Source organism: Halopseudomonas sabulinigri (assembly GCF_900105255.1).
GTDB lineage: Bacteria > Pseudomonadota > Gammaproteobacteria > Pseudomonadales > Pseudomonadaceae > Halopseudomonas > Halopseudomonas sabulinigri.
On sequence record NZ_LT629763.1, the window covers coordinates 2,276,821 to 2,292,606 of the forward strand.

The following is a 15,786-nucleotide window of genomic DNA, read 5'->3' on the forward strand; positions in this document are numbered from 1 at the left end:
CTTCTGGAAGTTGAATCATCCTGCGAAGGCCCGAAATAGAGGCCTTCGCTGCGCAACGCAGAGGGATTATGCCGTATCGCCAGGGCGCGGTGCCATGCCCACTTCCGGGTATGTGCACCACGCCCGTTTTTACCCCGCCAGCGGTTGCTGCTGGGTAATGCAGTGAATATTACCGCCGCCCAGCAGAATCTCGCGGCCTGGCACGGTAACCACGCGGCGCTCCGGGAACAGGCGCTGGAGTATCTCCAGCGCGGCGGCATCCTGCGGATCGTCGAAGGCGGGCGCGACGACACCGTCGTTGACGATCAGAAAGTTGACGTAGGAACCGGCCAGTTGAATGCTCGGGTCGCGCGGCTGACTCCCTTCTGCCGCGAACACGCCGGCACACTCTTCGGCACTGGCAAACAGTGGACCGGGAATGGGAATGCGGTGCACCACCAGCTCGCGCCCCTGCGCATCGCGCGCGTCTTGCAGCACCTGGGCTGCTGCCTGACACCGCGCAAAGTTGGGGCTATTTTCATCGTCTGTCCAGGCCAGCAGCACTTCGCCCGGCCGAACGAAGCAGCAGAAATTGTCGACATGGCCGTCGGTTTCATCGTTGTAGAGGCCATGTGGCAGCCAGATGACCTTGCTGATACCCAGATGGTCGGCCAGCATCAGCTCAATCTCTTCGCGCTGCAGATGCGGGTTGCGGTTGGCGTTAAGCAGGCACTCCTCGGTCGTCAGCAGGGTGCCTTCGCCATCCACGTGAAAAGAACCGCCTTCCAGCACGAAACCTTCGGTGCGGTAGCGCGGGCAGCGCTCCATACCCAGAATCTTGTCGGCCACCTGATCGTCCAGCGCCCAGTCGGCATACAAACCGCCGCTGTCGCCGCCCCAGGCGTTGAAGGTCCAGTCCACTCCCCGCAAGCCACCTTGGCCGTTAACGACGAAGCTGGGGCCGGTATCGCGTACCCAGGCATCGTTGCTGCTCATTTCCACCACCCGGATGCCCGGATGATCGAGCATCACCGAGGCATTGGCATACTGCGCGGCACTGGCGCACACGGTCACCGGTTCAAAGCCCGCAATCGCCTTGGCGACGTCGGCGAAGGCCTGCTGCGCCGGGGCTGCCTGGTCACGCCAGTTGTCTGGGCGCTCGGGCCAGACCATCCAGGTCTGACTGTGCGGAGCCCACTCGGCGGGCATGCCGTAACCATCCTGGCGCGGTGTGCTGTGCAGGGTATACATGGGCGTCAGTACTCCTGTGAACCGTCCAGGGTTTTGATCGGGCCATACAGGTTGGGGCGGCGGTCACGGAATACGCCCCAGGCGCTGCGAATATGTTCCAGCGCATCCAGGTCGAACTCCTGCACCAGCACGCCGGTTTCGGTCTCGTTCAACTCCTGTACCTTTTCGCCAAACTGGTTGGCGATGAACGAGGAGCCGTAGAAGGTGATGTCGTAATCACCCTGCTCTTCCTTGCCAATACGATTACTCGCCACCAGCGGCATCAGGTTAGCGCCAGCATGACCCTGCTGCACACGCTGCCAATGATCCCGCGAGCTGATGGTCGCGTCGTGCGGCTCGCTGCCGATGGCGGTTGGATAGAACAGTACTTCGGCGCCCATCAGCGCCATGCTGCGCGCGCACTCCGGAAACCACTGATCCCAGCAGATACCCACGCCGATCTTGGCGTAACGGGTCTGCCAGACCTTGAAGCCGGTGTCACCGGGATTGAAGTAATACTTCTCGTGGTAACCGGGGCCATCCGGAATGTGGCTTTTGCGGTAGATACCCAGGTTGCTGCCGTCGGCATCAATGATGGCGATGCTGTTGTAGCGCGCACGTCCGGCCAGCTCGAAGAAGCTGATCGGTAGTACCACGCTCAACTCCTTGGCCAGCGCCTTGAAGTGCGCAATCGCCGGGTTGTCGACTACCTTGGTCGCCAGCTGCAGGTAGTCGGCATTCGGCTTCTGGCAGAAGTACGGTGTTTCAAACAGTTCCTGAATCAGGATGATCTGCGCACCCTGCGCAGCGGCTTCACGCACCAACTTCTCGGCCTGCGCAATATTGGCTTCACGATCCCACGAACAGCTCATCTGGGTTGCAGCTACGGTGACGGTACGCGGCATGACTGACTCCTGACAGGTAAAAGGCTTTTGACTTTATAGTCGATAAATATCGGCAAATCAACGTAAAACCAGCCTAAAAAAACAAAAATCCAGACCCAAGATCGAATTAAATCTGGATAAAGTCGTTATACGGCAATCAACGCCCGGCTCACCCGTCGACCTTGAGGGGATTTTGCCGATAAAAATCGGCCAGATGCTGATAAACCTCAGGCCAGGTGTGCCGCAGCAGCGCCGGACGCTCAAAGAAGGTCTCGGACAACACCGCGAAGAACTCGGCCGGCGCCTCCAACGCATAGGCATCAATCGGCAACGTCTCACCGGCAGCAGCGCGCCGTCCCAGGTCATCCCAGGCGGCGGTCATGTCACGCTTCCAATCGGCCGGGCTCATGCCGTGGTGCAGTGGCGGCGCACCATTGGCGCCGTCGTGACGCATATCCAACGTATGCGCCAGCTCGTGAATCACCACATTGTAGCCATCGCGCTGGCCGGAGAGCCTGACATCCGCCAGCGAAAGCACCACCGGCCCACGCAGCCAGGCTTCACCACTGAGATTGCGGCCACCCTCGTGTACCACGCCGGCTTCGTCCTGCCAGCTGTGCTCGGCGTGGAATGGGCCGTCATAGAGGATCAGCGTACGCCAGCGGTCGTACCAGTCGAGCCCCAACTCCAATACCGGCACCACGGCCATGCCGGCAATGCGCAGGCAAAGCTCGTCACTGGCTTCGGCATCGCCAGCGGCGTGCAGGTTCTTGCGCAGCAATAATCGCAGCGCCATGTCTTGTAACTTGGCGCGACGGACCCCGTTAAGACTCTGATAGACCGGCCAGTCGCCCAAGGCTTGTTGCCAGAGTTCAGGGCTGATCTCCAGCTCTGCCAATTGGCGGTCTTCGCGCCACTCGGCGAAACGGGTGAACAAACTCATTGCGGCTCCTGCTCGGCGGGTGTCAGTAGGGGTGGAAGATACAGCCCCAGGTAGGCCGTCATCATGCGCGTGGCTTCCTGGCAGATGGCCGGAGTCAGCTGGCCATGCTGCTGGTAGTCCACTGCCAGCAGCTTGTCCGCCGCCTGCATCGCCAGGGTAAAGATATCCACTTCACTCGGCAGCCCCGGTAACTGAAAGAAGCGTTCAAGACAGGCGCGAAAGCGTTGCCCAAGCTGGCGATCATGCAGGCGGTCAGCCTGACGCACGGCACTCAGCTCGTGGGCGCCCAGCAGCAGTTCACGTGCTGCCGCGTCGCTTTGGTAGTACTCCTGAAAACGCTGCTCCAGCTGCGCTACCAGCGCCATCCAGCTCGCCGGGGCAGGGGCAATGGGTTGCTGCAAGACGGCATCCAGCTCAGCAAATACCTGCTGCGCCAGCGCGGCCAGCACGTCGCCCGTCTGCGGGAAGAAGTGGTATACCGAGGACGGCGGGATACCTGCCTGCTCGGCTATCGCATAGATCGAAAGATCAGCCAGCCCCTGGCGGTTGAGCAACTCGCGGGTCGCCTGCAGGATGCGGTCGATCCGATCCTGACTGCTGGCGCGGCGTTTCGGGGCGGGGCGGCTCATGGCAAATCTCGTTCAGCGGCTATCCTGCAGACGATACCACAGCAGCGCCAGCGCCCGGATGGCAGTCTGCAGCGGCGCACCCGGCGGCACCGGCCAGTGCCGGGCGCGCGCCAACAGGTCAAACCCAGCTGCCTCGCCGAGCACCGTCTGCGCCATCAGTTTGCCGGCCATACCGGCCAGCGCCACGCCCTGCCCCGAATAGCCCTGCGCGTACAAGGTGCGCTTACCCAGCCGCCCAAACACCGGCGCCTTGCTCAGGGTCATCGCCACCTGCCCGCCCCAGAGATACTCGAAGTCCTCCTCGGCCAGCGCCGGAAAGACCTGGCTCATACGCTGGCGCATGGTGGTACGCAAGGCATCGGGCTGCGCATCGCGCGCGCTGGCGCGGCCGCCAAACAGCAGCCGACCATCGGCGCTGAGCCGGTAATAGTCGATCAGCGTGTTCATGTCACAGACTGCTGCCCGAGAGGGGATCAACTGGGACGCCAGTTCGCCGAGCGGCCGGGTCGCACCGATATAACTGCCTATCGGCATGAAGCCCTTGCGATACCACGGCAGCAATTTGCCCAGGTAGGCATTGCCGGCCAATAGCAAATGCTCCGCCTGCACGCTGCCCTGCGCGGTGCGGACTCGCACGCCCGCCCCCGCGTCAACGTAATCTTGCACCGCGGAGTGCTCGAATATCTGCGCGCCAGCCGCTTCGGCGGCCCGCGCCAGGCCCTGGGCGTACTTGAGCGGGTGTAGGTCGCCGCCGCCCCAGTCCATCACGCCAGCCTGGTAGTCGGCTCGCAGCAAGTGGTGCAGCGAGTCGCGCGAATGGTATTCCAGCTGGTCGTAACCCAGGCCTTGCAATTGCTGCTGCCATTGCTGCAACTCGGGTACATGGCGCGGTTTGTTGGCCACCAGCAAGATACCGGCCTTGAGATCACAGTCGATGGCGTGTTGCGCCACCCGGTTACGCAACAACGCGACCCCGTCCAGGGTGAGCTGCCACACCTTGCGCGCATCCTCGGCGCCCAGCTCGGCTACCGTGCGGCCATGATCGCAGGCCAGTCCGGGGTTGATCTGCCCGCCGTTGCGCCCGGAGCAGCCCCACCCTACCTGTTCCGCTTCCAGCACCACCACGCGCAGGCCGGCCTCGGCCAGTTCCAATACCGCAGAGAGACCGGTAAACCCGGCCCCCACCACGCACACATCGGCGCGCAGCTCGCCTTGCACGCTGGCGCGTTCCGGGGCGTTTGCCACGCTGGCGCGATACCAGGAATCATTCATCGATATGTTGCTCCTGCGCATAAACAAATCCCGCCGGGCGGCGGGATTGTCGTGGGCTCGCAGCACCGCGGTCACACGGTGTGCAGATACCACATATATTCCAGATCGGAGATGGTCTTCTCGAACTCTTCCATCTCGCTCTCTTTACAGAGCACGAAGACGTCGAGGTACTCCTCGCCGATGTACTCCTTCATCACCTCCGAGGTTTCCAGCGCGCGCAGGGCATCGCGCAAGTTGGTCGGCAGTGACGCCTCGTGCTGATCGTAAGCGTTGCCTTCGGTCATTTCCGGCGGCTCGATCTTGTTGCTGATACCGTAATGAATCGCTGACAACAAGGCCGCCATCAACAGGTAGGGGTTGGCATCCGCGCCCGCCAGGCGATGTTCAATGCGCATGGCTTCCGGCTCACCACCCGGCACCCGAACCGCGACGGTACGGTTGTCGATACCCCAGGTCGGCGCGCAGGGCACGAAGAAACTCGGACTGAAACGGCGATAGGAGTTCACGTTCGGGCACAGGAAGGCCATGTACTCGGGCAGGGTCTGCAGCAGACCGCCCACGGCCCAGCGCAACTCGTCGCTCAGGCTGCCATCGGCCTTGGGTGCGAAGATGTTGTGGCCCTGCTCGTCGGTCAGGCTGACGTGCACATGCATGCCGTTGCCGGCCTGATCGTAATAGGGCTTGGCCATGAAGGTGGTATCCATCTCATGGTCATAGGCGACGTTCTTTATCACCCGCTTGAGCAACACGTTGTAATCACAGGCGACCACCGGGTCGTCGACGTGATGCAGGTTGACCTCGAATTGCCCCGGGGCAGATTCGGCCACGATGGCGTCAGCGGGGATGCCCTGCTCGTGGGCAGCTTCGATGACGTCCTCAAGAAACTCGGCATATTCATCCAGGTCATCCATCGAATAGACCTGAACCGAATTCGGGCGCTTGCCGGACATGGGTGAGCGCGGTGGCTGCGGTCGGCCGGTCAGGTTCTCCTGGTCAATCAGGTAGAACTCCAGCTCGAAGGCAGAAACCGGGGTCAGCTTGAGGTCCTTGAAGCGTTCGACAATGCGTTGCAGAACATAACGGGGATCAGCGAAGAAGGGCGTCTTGCGGTCAAACTCGTACATGGTCATCAGCAGCTGACCGGTTGGCCGTTTCTGCCAGGGCTCTATATTGAGCGTGCCCGGAATCGGCAGACAGATCCGGTCGGCATCGCCGATCTCCAGACCCAGACCGGTTTCTTCTACTGTAGTGCCTTGAATATTCAGGGCGAAGACCGAGGCTGGCAGTGCGATGCCTTTTTCAAAGGCCTTGGGCAGTGCGGATCGGTCGATTCGCTTGCCGCGCACAATGCCGTTCATGTCGGCAATCAGCAGGTCAATAAAGTGTATTTCCGGATGCTCGGCCAGAAAGGCCTCCGCTTCCTGGACACTGGCGGGCTCTTTGGCTGTCGCAGCATCCGCTCCGGCTTGGGCTTGCATGGGTTGTCACCTGTCGTTTGTAAAATATATCAATCACGAAAGTCGCAAGGAGAGAGTTAATCCGAAAGGCTGCATGGAGTCAATAGAGCAGCAGCCGCACACTATAGGTGCATACTGCACCATTTAAGGCCGCCAGAGGCATTTTCGGCGCCCATCTCGGCGTGATTCGTTCTGTCGATCTGGCCTTTTGTGTTAAATATTTTTTATTGCTATTGTATGAAAAATCGAACAACAATGGCTTCGCGTAAGTTATTCACCACAGACCTTGGACCCCTCCGGCTATGTCCGTCGCACGCAAACCCGTAATTGGCATTTCCTGCTGCACCGATCAGATCGGCTTGCATCCTTTTAATATTGTTGGCGAAAAATACATCATGGGCGTGGTCGACGGGGCCGACGGGCTGCCGCTACTGATCCCTGCGCTCGGCGACCGCCTGGATACCGAGCAATTACTCGACCTGCTCGACGGCATTATGTTTACCGGATCGCCTTCCAACGTAGAGCCGCACCACTACCAGGGGCCGGCCAGCGCCGAGGGCACCAAACACGATCCCAAGCGCGATGCCACCACCCTGCCGCTGATTCGCGCCGCCATTGAGCGCGGCGTACCCGTGCTGGGCATCTGTCGGGGCTTCCAGGAAATGAACGTGGCTTTTGGCGGCAGCCTGCATCAGCGTCTGCATGAAGTGGGCGGTTTTATCGAACACCGCGAACAAAAAGACCAGCCCGTTGCCATTCAGTATGGCCTATCCCACGAGGTTCAGGTGGAACCGGGAGGATTGCTCTACGATATAGCAGGCTGCAGCGCGGCCCAGGTCAATTCCCTGCACACCCAGGGTGTTGACCGCTTGGCGCCGACGCTGCAGCCTGAAGCCAGAGCATCTGATGGGCTGATCGAGGCATTCTCGGTCCGCCAGGCACCCAATTTCGCCCTTGGCGTACAGTGGCATCCCGAATGGCAGGTCAAGGACAACACCTTTTACCTGTCGATTTTCCAGGCGTTTGGTGACGCCTGTAGAGCCCGTGCGTCGCGGCACTCCTGAGGCATTTATGAACAAGATTGAAGCGTGGCTGAAAGAACACAAGATTACCGAAGTGGAATGCATGGTCAGCGACCTGACCGGCATCGCCCGCGGCAAGATCGCGCCGACGATGAAATTCATCTCGGAGAAAGGCATGCGCCTGCCTGAAAGCATCCTGTTGCAATCGGTCACGGGCGACTATGTAGAAGACGACATCTATTACGACCTGCTCGACCCGGCCGATATCGACATGATCTGCAAGCCGGACGAGAACGCCATCTATCTGGTGCCATGGGCGCTGGAGCCCACCGCCCAGATCATCCACGAGTGCTTCGACAAGAAGGGCAACCCCATCGAGATGTCGCCACGCAACGTGCTCAGAACCGTGCTCAGGCTTTATGAAGCCAAGGGCTGGCAGCCGATAGTTGCGCCAGAGATGGAGTTTTATCTGACCAAGCGCAACGAAGACCCGGATTTGCCGCTGCAAGCCCCGGTAGGCCGCTCCGGGCGTCAGGAGACCGGCCGCCAGTCGTTCTCGATTGATGCCGCCAACGAATTTGACCCACTGTTCGAGGATATGTACGACTGGTGCGAGGCTCAGGGCCTAGATCTGGATACCCTGATTCACGAAGAGGGCACCGCGCAGATGGAAATCAACTTCCGTCACGGCGACCCGTTGCACCTGGCTGACCAGATTCTGGTGTTCAAGCGCACCATGCGCGAGGCCGCGCTCAAGCACGACATTACCGCCACCTTTATGGCCAAGCCGATCACCAATGAGCCAGGCAGCGCCATGCACCTGCACCAGAGCATCGTTGATCGCAAGACCGGCAATAACATCTTCTCCAATGAAGACGGCAGCATGAGCGAGCTGTTCCTTCATCACATCGGCGGCCTGCAGCGCTACATTCCAGAGGTGCTGCCGCTGTTTGCCCCCAACGTGAACTCCTTCCGCCGCTTCCTGCCCGATACCTCGGCACCGGTGAACGTGGAATGGGGCGAAGAGAACCGCACCGCCGGTCTGCGGGTACCAGACTCCACGCCGCAGAACCGCCGGGTAGAAAACCGCCTGCCGGGTGCCGACGCCAACCCTTACATCGCCATCGCCGCCAGCCTGCTGTGCGGCTACCTGGGCATGGTCGGCAAGATGTCGCCCTCGGCGCCGGTCAAGGGCCGCGCCTACGAGCGCCGCAACCTGCGCCTGCCCTTTACCCTGGAGGCCGCACTGGAGCGCATGGAGCAGTGCAAGGATGTGGAAGAGGTGCTCGGCAGCAAGTTCTGCCGCGGCTACGTGGCCGTCAAACGCGCCGAACACGAGAACTACAAACGGGTAATCAGCTCCTGGGAACGTGAGTTCCTGCTGCTGAGCGTATAACCCACACCAAGGTATAGCGCCCGACCAGCGCACACTGGCCGGGCGCGCGGAGATCAGGAGTACCGTATGACCAGTCACAGCAAACTCAACACCGCCGAACTTCAGGCCATGGATGCAGCGCACTACCTGCATCCGTTCACCGACCACAAGGAGCTGGGTGCGCGTGGCACGCGCATCATCGAACGCGCCGAGGGCGTGTACCTGTGGGACAGCGAAGGCAACAAGGTGCTCGACGGCATGGCTGGCCTGTGGTGCGTCAACGTTGGCTATGGTCGCAAGGAACTGGCCGAGGCCGCCTACCAGCAAATGCTGCAGCTGCCGTACTACAACAGTTTCTTCCAGTGCGCCAACCCGCCAGCGGTACAGTTGGCCAAAGCCATTGCCGATGTTGCCCCCGCGCACATGAACCATGTGTTCTTTACCGGCTCCGGCTCCGAGTCCAACGATACGGTGCTGCGCATGGTGCGCCGGTACTGGGACCTCAAGGGCAAAAGCGGTAAGAAAACCATCATCAGCCGCATCAACGGCTACCACGGCTCTACCGTGGCCGGCGCCAGCCTTGGCGGCATGTCGGTGATGCACGAGCAGGGCGATCTGCCGATCCCTGGCATAGTGCATATTCCGCAGCCCTACTGGTATGGCGAGGGCGGCGACATGACGCCTGACGAGTTCGGCGTCTGGGCGGCGCAACAGCTGGAAGCCAAGATTCAGGAGCTGGGCGAAGATCAGGTGGCCGCCTTTATTGCCGAGCCGATTCAGGGCGCCGGCGGCGTCATCATCCCACCAGACACCTATTGGCCCGAGATCAAGCGCATTCTGGCCAAGTACGACATTCTGCTGGTGATCGATGAGGTGATCTGCGGTTTTGGCCGTACCGGCGAATGGTTCGGCAGCCAGCATTACGATCTAAAGCCCGACTTCATGCCGATTGCCAAGGGCATGACCTCAGGTTACCTGCCCATGGGCGGCGTGATCGTCAGCGACCGCGTGGCCGCAACGCTGATCGAGCACGGCGGCGAGTTCTTCCACGGCTACACCTATTCCGGCCACCCGGCGGCAGCGGCTGTGGGCCTGGAAAACCTGCGCATCATGCGCGACGAAAAGCTCATCGAGTACGTCAAGCAGGAAGCGGCACCGTATTTGCAAGAGAAGATTGCCGAGCTGGCGGAACATCGCCTGGTCGGCGAAGTACGCGGTGTCGGATTGCTCGGCGCAATCGAACTGGTAAAAGACAAGGCAACCCGCGAACGTTTTCCCGACAAGGGCGCTGCGGGCACCCTGTGCCGCGATCTCTGCGTCAGCAATGGCCTGGTCATGCGCGCGGTGGGCGATACCATGATCATGTCGCCGCCACTGGTGATCAGCAAGACCGAGATCGACGAAATGGTCGGCAAGATCTGGACAGTACTGGATCAGGCCGCAGAGCAACTGGGCGTATAACCGCCCAGTCCTGCAACCGACTATGCTTGCCAAGGGACGTTTTACCCCACGGGGCGCCCAGGCACCCCGACACTGCATTTCCAATAATGGATGGAGAGCTGAAAAGATGATGAAGCATCTGGGCAAGACACTGCTTGCAACTGCTACCGCTGTATCCATAAGCGCAGCGGCTCAGGCAGAGGGCGTGGTAAACGTATATAACTGGTCTGACTACATCGCCGAAGACACGCTGGATAACTTCCAGAAGGAAACCGGTATTCGCGTGGTCTACGACGTGTTCGACAGCAACGAAGTTCTGGAGGCCAAGCTGCTGTCCGGCAGCTCCGGATTCGACATAGTGGTGCCGTCCAACCAGTTCCTCGGCAAACAGATCAAAGCCGGCGCCTTCATGCCGCTGGATCGCAGCAAGTTGTCCAACTGGGATAACCTCGACCCGACGCTGCTCAAGGCACTGCAGACCAACGACCCCGGCAACCAGTACGCCTTCCCTTACCTGTGGGGCACTACCGGTATCGGGTACAACGAGGCCAAGGTAAAAGCCGTATTGGGTGAAGATGCTCCGGTCAACTCCTGGGATCTGGTGTTCAAACCGGAGAACATGGAGAAGCTGGCCTCCTGCGGCGTCGCCTTCCTCGACGCGCCGGCTGAGATTATTCCCTCAGCGCTCTTCTACCAGGGCCTGGACCCGAACAGCACCAACGCCGATGACTACGCCAAGGCGCAGGAACTGATGATGTCGGTGCGCCCGCACATCGCCTACTTCCACTCCTCCAAGTTCATTACTGACCTGGCCAACGGCGACATTTGTGTGGCCGTCGGCTGGTCCGGCGACATTCTGCAGGCAGCCGCCCGCGCCGAAGAAGCCGGCAATGGCGAAGTCGTGAAGTACGTCATTCCGAAGGAAGGCGCGGCCATGTGGTTCGATATGATGGCCATGCCCAAGGACGCGAAAAATGTAGATAACGCCTACGCGTTTTTGAATTATATTCTGCGCCCCGAAGTGATCGCTGAAATCTCCAACTATGTGGCCTACGCCAACGGCAACAAGGCGTCCAAGCCGATGGTCGATGACAGCGTACTGAGCGATCCGGGCGTCTACCCAAGCGACGAAACGCTGGACAAACTCTTTACCCTGGCCGAACTGCCGCAGAATATTGAACGCGTCCGCACCCGTGCCTGGACCCGGATCAAATCTGGCCAGTAATCGCCCGGCTCACTGAACCCGGCCGGTGGCATAAGCCCCGGCCAAACCCAAAAAATCAGACCAGGCACTGTGCTGGAGTCTGAATAGGAGAGACCATGAAGCGTCCCATGCAAAAAACCCTGCTGGCCATGACCACAGCCGCGCTGCTCGGCGGTGTTGGCGTTGCTCAGGCAGACAGCAAGCTGAACATCTACAACTGGTCGGACTACATTGCCGAGGACACCATTGCCAACTTCGAGAAAGAAACCGGCATCCAGGTGACCTATGACGTCTACGACTCCAACGACGTACTCGACGCCAAACTGCTGACCGGACGCTCGGGCTTCGACATTGTCGTGCCCTCGAACAACTTCCTGACCAAGCAGATCAAGGCTGGCGTGTATCTTGAGCTGGATCACAGCAAGTTGCCCAACATGAGCAACCTGAATCCCGAACTGATGAAGCAGATGGAAAGCATCGACCCGGGTAGCGCGCACTCGATCCCCTACCTGTGGGGTACCAACGGTATCGGCTACAACGTAGAAAAAGTCGAGGCTGCGCTCGGCGGCGAAGCGCCACCCAATTCCTGGGCCCTGATCTTCGACCCCAAGTACACCAGCAAGCTGTCCAGCTGCGGCATCAGCATGCTCGACTCGGCGGATGAAATGCTGCCCAACGCCCTCGCCTACCTGGGCCTGGACCCGAACAGCAACAACGCCGACGACATCAAGAAAGCCGAAGAGCTCCTGCTCGGTGTGCGCAAGGACATTACCTACTTCCATTCCTCGCGTTATATCTCCGACCTGGCCAATGGTGACATCTGCGTCGCTGCCGGCTTCTCCGGGGATATCTTCCAGGCCGCCGCACGCGCCGAAGAAGCCGAGAACGGTATCGATATCAAGTACATCATCCCCAAGGAAGGCGCGACCCTTTGGTTCGACATGTTGGCAATCCCCAAGGATTCCTCCAACCCGGACAACGCGCACGCCTTCATCAACTACATTCTGCGTCCTGACGTAATCGCCCCGATTACCGATTACGTGGCCTATGCCAACCCGAACAAGGCATCCAACGAGATGGTGGATGAAGAGATCTTCAACGATCCGGCCATTTACCCCACCGATGAGGTCATGAGCCGCCTGTACGTCAACGTGCCACGCTCCATGGCCGGCCAGCGTCTGATGACGCGCGCCTGGAGCCGCATCAAGTCTGGCCGCTAAGAGCCAACAACAATAAGGGCTGCCCATGGGCAGCCCTTATTGGATACACCCCAAATTAAAAGCTCGCTGCGGCGCACATGCCGTGGCGGTAACAACAAGTGCATTCTGTGCGGCGAACCGCGCAGAAGCAGGTGGGAAGATACGCGGAGAACACTATGGTTGGTGCAGCAGGGGCCATGAAACAGGCCATGGCCAAGGCCGAACCCGATGAGTACGTAAAGATCGAGCGCATCAGCAAGCGCTTTGACGAAGCCCTGGCCGTCGATGACGTCAGCCTGACCATCAACCGCGGCGAAATTTTTGCGCTGCTGGGTGGTTCAGGGTCGGGCAAGTCGACGCTGCTACGGATTCTCGCCGGCTTCGAGCGCCCAACCGAGGGCCGCGTACTGCTCGACGGTCAGGACATCACCGATCTGCCGCCGTACGAGCGCCCCATCAATATGATGTTCCAGTCCTACGCACTCTTCCCGCACATGACGGTGGCACAGAACATCGCCTTTGGCCTCAAGCAGGACAAGATGAGCAAGGCGGAAATCGACGACCGCGTAACCGAAATGCTCAAGCTGGTGCACATGACCGAGTACGCTCGCCGCAAGCCGGATCAGCTATCCGGTGGTCAACGCCAGCGCGTGGCACTGGCCCGCTCCCTGGCCAAGCGGCCCAAGGTGCTGCTGCTGGATGAGCCAATGGGTGCGCTGGACAAGAAGCTGCGCTCACAGATGCAGCTGGAGCTGGTGGAGATCATCGAACGTGTCGGCGTAACCTGCATCATGGTGACCCACGATCAGGAAGAGGCCATGACCATGGCCCAGCGCATCGCCATCATGCATCAGGGCTGGATCGCCCAGGTCGGCACGCCGATGGACATCTACGAAAGCCCGTTGAGTCGCCATGTGGCCGAATTCATCGGCAGCGTGAACATCTTCGAAGGCGAGATCACCGCCGACATGGAAGACCACGCCATCATCCACTGCGACTGTCTGGATCATCCAATCTACGTGGGCCACGGTATTTCCACCCGCGCGCAGGACAAGAACATCATCTACGCGCTGCGCCCGGAAAAGGTCTGGGTCTCGACCGAAAAACCCGAAAACGAGCACAACTGGTCGCACGGTGAAGTACACGACATCGCCTATCTGGGCGGGCACTCGGTGTATTACATCAAGCTCGACAGCGGCAAGATCGTGCAGGCCTTCATGGCCAACTCCGAGCGCCGCCTGCCCCGTCCCACCTGGGAGGACGAGGTCTACATCAGCTGGGAAGACGATAGCGGGGTCATTCTGCACTCATGAAAACGCCATCGCTCTCACGACTACTGCCGAGCGGGCGCCTGTGGGTCATCAGCGTGCCCTACCTGTGGCTGCTGCTGTTTTTCCTGCTGCCCTTCGCCATCGTACTGAAGATCAGCTTTTCACAGGCGGCGATCGCCATCCCGCCCTACGACCCGATCTTTCAGTACGTCGAGCAAACGCTCAACGTGGTGCTCAATTTCGGCAACTACATCTTCCTCTCGCAGGATGGCCTGTATCTCGCCGCATACCTGGGCTCGCTGCAAATAGCCTTCTTCTCGACGCTCATCTGCCTGCTGGTGGGCTACCCGATGGCTTACGCCATCGCCCGCGCGCCCAAGGACAAACAGCTGGTTTACCTGCTGCTGGTGATGATGCCGACCTGGACCGCCATTCTGATTCGGGTATACGCCTGGATGGGCATTCTCAGCAACAACGGCCTGCTCAACAGCGCGCTGCTGTATATCGGCCTGATCGACCAGCCACTGCAAATCCTCAACACCAACATCGCGGTGTATATCGGTGTGGTCTACGCCTACCTGCCGTTCATGATTCTGCCGCTGTACGCTAACCTGGTGAAGCATGACAACAGCCTGCTGGAAGCGGCAATGGATCTGGGCGCCGGCAAGGTCAAGGCGTTCTGGAGCATCACCGTGCCCCTGTCCAAGAGCGGCATCATCGCCGGCTCCATGCTGGTGTTCATTCCGGTGGTCGGTGAGTTCGTGATCCCCGAGCTGCTGGGCGGCCCGGAAACCCTGATGATCGGTAAGGTGCTGTGGCAGGAATTCTTCAACAACCGTGACTGGCCGGTAGCCTCCGCCCTGGCGATCGTGATGCTGCTGATCCTGATCGTGCCGCTGATCCTGTTCCACTATAACCAGGCCAAGGAAATGGAGAAGAAGTCATGAGCAAGCGCCCCGGTTTCTCCACCCTCATGCTCTGGCTCGGCCTGGCCTTCATCTACATTCCGATGATCATTCTGGTGATCTACTCGTTCAACGCCTCACGTCTGGTCACCGTGTGGGGCGGTTGGTCGGTGCACTGGTACGTCGGCCTGCTGGACAACACCCAGCTGATGAACGCGGTCAAGCGCAGCCTGCAGATCGCCTTCTTCACCGCCTGCGCCGCGGTCTGTCTGGGCACGCTGGCAGCCTTTGTCATGACCCGTATCAAGCGCTTCCGTGGTCGCACCATGTTCTCGGGGCTGGTCACCGCACCACTGGTAATGCCCGAGGTAATCACCGGTCTGTCGTTGCTGCTGCTGTTTGTCGCCATGGCACAGATGATCGGCTGGCCCGCTGAGCGCGGCATGGTGACCATCTGGATCGCCCACGTCACCTTCTGTACCTCCTACGTAGCCGTGGTGGTCAGCGGTCGCCTGAGCGAGCTGGATCAGTCGATCGAGGAAGCCGCCATGGACCTGGGCGCGCGCCCGTGGAAAACCTTTCTGCTGATCACCGTCCCCATGATTGCACCCTCGATTGCGGCCGGCTGGTTACTGTCCTTCACCCTGTCGCTGGATGATCTGGTGCTCGCCAGCTTCGTTTCCGGCCCTGGCTCAACCACTCTGCCAATGGAAGTGTTCTCGTCGGTGCGCCTGGGCGTGAAGCCCGAGATCAATGCCATTGCCAGCGTGATCCTGCTCGCCGTGTCGCTGTTCACTCTGCTCGCCTGGTTCATCGCGCGCAGCGCCGACAAGCGCCGCGCACAGCCGCCAGAAGAAGACGAAAGCGTCAGCTGGCAGTCGGTAATCGAAAGCCGCCGCAACTAGGCGCCAGCAGCCTGCTGACGGGCGGCGTCGCAACGGACCCGCCCGTCAGCTTTACCCCGCCCCCAAGGCCA

At 60.3% G+C, this 15,786-nt stretch carries 14 protein-coding genes; 8 read left to right on the forward strand and 6 right to left on the reverse strand.

What is annotated here, in order from left to right:
* Positions 1-129: 129 nt before the first annotated feature.
* The 6 genes from aguA to BLU26_RS10240 all read right to left on the reverse strand — a co-directional run bounded on the left by aguA (position 130) and on the right by BLU26_RS10240 (position 6,415).
* The gene (gene aguA / locus BLU26_RS10215; protein WP_092286322.1) at positions 130-1,230 is read right to left on the reverse strand and encodes an agmatine deiminase; all 1,101 of its coding nucleotides are present in this window, start codon (positions 1,228-1,230) and stop codon (positions 130-132) included.
* 5 nt (positions 1,231-1,235) lie between these two features.
* A complete protein-coding gene (aguB, locus tag BLU26_RS10220; RefSeq protein ID WP_092286324.1) occupies positions 1,236-2,114 on the reverse strand; it encodes an N-carbamoylputrescine amidase in 879 nt (292 codons plus the stop codon).
* A gap of 148 nt (positions 2,115-2,262) precedes the next feature.
* A complete protein-coding gene (locus BLU26_RS10225) occupies positions 2,263-3,036 on the reverse strand; it encodes a M90 family metallopeptidase (RefSeq protein WP_092286326.1) in 774 nt (257 codons plus the stop codon).
* Entirely contained in the window at positions 3,033-3,665 is a 633-nt protein-coding gene (locus BLU26_RS10230; RefSeq protein WP_092286328.1) for a TetR/AcrR family transcriptional regulator, read from the reverse strand. Before BLU26_RS10230 ends, BLU26_RS10225 begins: the two co-directional genes overlap by 4 nt.
* 12 nt (positions 3,666-3,677) lie before the next feature.
* On the reverse strand, positions 3,678-4,937 hold the full coding sequence (locus BLU26_RS10235) for an NAD(P)/FAD-dependent oxidoreductase (protein WP_157719346.1): 1,260 nt from the start codon (positions 4,935-4,937) through the stop codon (positions 3,678-3,680).
* A gap of 71 nt (positions 4,938-5,008) precedes the next feature.
* Positions 5,009-6,415, reverse strand: coding sequence for a glutamine synthetase family protein (locus tag BLU26_RS10240; RefSeq protein WP_092286332.1), 1,407 nt, complete (start codon positions 6,413-6,415; stop codon positions 5,009-5,011).
* Between the two features lie 281 nt (positions 6,416-6,696).
* On the opposite strand from BLU26_RS10240, the gene BLU26_RS10245 reads away from it, so the two are divergent.
* From BLU26_RS10245 to BLU26_RS10280, 8 genes are all read left to right on the forward strand, one after another.
* Positions 6,697-7,458, forward strand: coding sequence for a gamma-glutamyl-gamma-aminobutyrate hydrolase family protein (locus tag BLU26_RS10245; RefSeq protein ID WP_092286334.1), 762 nt, complete (start codon positions 6,697-6,699; stop codon positions 7,456-7,458).
* A 7-nt stretch (positions 7,459-7,465) separates the two neighbouring features.
* On the forward strand, positions 7,466-8,812 hold the full coding sequence (locus BLU26_RS10250) for a glutamine synthetase family protein (protein WP_092286336.1): 1,347 nt from the start codon (positions 7,466-7,468) through the stop codon (positions 8,810-8,812).
* Between the two features lie 66 nt (positions 8,813-8,878).
* Positions 8,879-10,252 carry an aspartate aminotransferase family protein gene (locus tag BLU26_RS10255; protein WP_092286338.1) on the forward strand — a complete coding sequence of 458 codons (1,374 nt, stop codon included), beginning with the start codon at positions 8,879-8,881 and terminating at the stop codon, positions 10,250-10,252.
* Positions 10,253-10,361: 109 nt separating this feature from the next.
* Positions 10,362-11,456: an extracellular solute-binding protein gene (locus BLU26_RS10260; protein WP_092288444.1), complete on the forward strand. Its 1,095-nt coding sequence runs from the start codon at positions 10,362-10,364 to the stop codon at positions 11,454-11,456.
* 95 nt (positions 11,457-11,551) lie between these two features.
* On the forward strand, positions 11,552-12,655 hold the full coding sequence (locus tag BLU26_RS10265) for a polyamine ABC transporter substrate-binding protein (protein ID WP_092286340.1): 1,104 nt from the start codon (positions 11,552-11,554) through the stop codon (positions 12,653-12,655).
* Positions 12,656-12,810: 155 nt separating this feature from the next.
* Positions 12,811-13,947: an ABC transporter ATP-binding protein gene (locus BLU26_RS10270; RefSeq protein WP_092286342.1), complete on the forward strand. Its 1,137-nt coding sequence runs from the start codon at positions 12,811-12,813 to the stop codon at positions 13,945-13,947.
* Positions 13,944-14,852 carry an ABC transporter permease subunit gene (locus tag BLU26_RS10275; RefSeq protein ID WP_092286344.1) on the forward strand — a complete coding sequence of 303 codons (909 nt, stop codon included), beginning with the start codon at positions 13,944-13,946 and terminating at the stop codon, positions 14,850-14,852. Before BLU26_RS10270 ends, BLU26_RS10275 begins: the two co-directional genes overlap by 4 nt.
* On the forward strand, positions 14,849-15,715 hold the full coding sequence (locus BLU26_RS10280) for an ABC transporter permease subunit (RefSeq protein ID WP_092286346.1): 867 nt from the start codon (positions 14,849-14,851) through the stop codon (positions 15,713-15,715). The genes BLU26_RS10275 and BLU26_RS10280 overlap by 4 nt, the downstream gene beginning before the upstream one ends.
* The last annotated feature ends 71 nt before the right edge of the window (positions 15,716-15,786 follow it).